The organism is uncultured Campylobacter sp. (assembly GCF_938031315.1).
Classification (GTDB): Bacteria; Campylobacterota; Campylobacteria; order Campylobacterales; family Campylobacteraceae; genus Campylobacter_B.
Genome location: NZ_CALHHT010000136.1, coordinates 1 through 1,322, shown reverse-complemented (window position 1 = coordinate 1,322; position 1,322 = coordinate 1). Strand labels below are relative to the sequence as shown.

The 1,322-nt window shown below is 41.4% G+C and carries 2 protein-coding genes; one reads left to right on the top strand and one right to left on the bottom strand.

Going from position 1 to position 1,322, the window contains the following annotated elements; all coding sequences use genetic code 11:
* The coding region (locus Q0236_RS03760; protein ID WP_297915270.1) for a hypothetical protein at positions 1-472 on the bottom strand (472 nt) is incomplete at its 3' end.
* Between the two features lie 486 nt (positions 473-958).
* Here Q0236_RS03760 and Q0236_RS03755 point away from each other — a divergent pair.
* A partial coding sequence (locus Q0236_RS03755) for a hypothetical protein (protein WP_297915268.1) occupies positions 959-1,322 on the top strand: 364 nt, incomplete at its 3' end.

Below are 1,322 nucleotides of genomic sequence, written 5' to 3'. Positions count from 1 at the left end.
TCGTTATAGCGGCGGGAGCCGGTATTTTAAACATCATGCCGTAGATGATATCTGCGGCAACATCAACGATTAGCAGCGCGGCATATACGGCGAAAAGTCTGCATCCTGTGGTGGCGCGCAACTTAAAATTTATAATTATCCAAGCGAGCGTAACCGCAAAAATCAAATACGGCACGTATATTTGCAGCCTATTACAATCACATCTTCTGAGTATATAAATGGCTGAAAAATATAGTAGCGCCGCAAGCGCAATGCTGTAAGCGTATTTGAAGATTATAAAGACCTGCGGGCCCGTGATACTTTGTATATTTTGAAGCGCATGGTAAAGGAATGTGAAGGCAAAAATCCACACTAAGATTTGATAATCCAAGTAAGCGATCTCGCCTTTTATAGAATACGCCACGCTTGCGACCAGTAGGCAGAGCGCGCCGAGCGTGCCTTGCAGCTTCGCTCTTTGAAAATCTTCATTCATTTTACATCTTTAAATTTTAATGTGCGGTTTGCTGCTTGCACTGCGCAGATGAATGGCGGGCGCTGCTTTGATTATTACCGCGCGGGCTTTAAATTTAGCTCCGTTACGAACGCTTCATGCTTGGCGTACTGCGAGGGCTATGTCCGGCGCGCCGCGACGATTAGCCTAGCACCGCCGCGATGTTTTATGTCCATCGCCGCTATGGAGATTTTAATCTGGTATCGCCGTTATGATGCTTGAATTTGCCGTCGCCGCTCGCATAATACGTTTTTGAAATGGGATTTTACGCAAATTCTGTTTAAAATGGATTTAACTTTTTAAATTTAAAAGCAGCGGAGCAGCTTAAAATTTACAACTATTTAAGTGCCATTACTATAAGCATTAAAAACGCTTATCTTTGATTTTTAAATTTGAGCTGTTTTTAGTAAATTTTGTTTACAAATTTTGTATAATTTTTAAAATTTTATCTCGAAAAGAGGAGCGAGTATGAGATTTATCATTATATTGTTTTTGGTGGTCGGCGGCTGTTTTGGAGGCAATATAACCGACTTTCAAAGCTTGGAAAAATTTATCAAAGACGGGCAAGCGAAGGGATATTTTCCTAAAAAAATTTTAGTGACGCAAGGATTTGATACCACCGTATTAGAAGACGTGAGTTTAAATTTTAGCAAAACCATATATTGGGACATAAATTCTCGCTGCAACCAAAACTCAGACGAAATCATTATAGCCGAAAGCGATACGAGGCACTCTATAGTTTGCCCCGGAAATAACAACGTCTATATTTTGACGGGCGGCAGGAGCGATGTGGAAGACCCATGGGGAAACGATATCTTCGTAATGGGCGAGA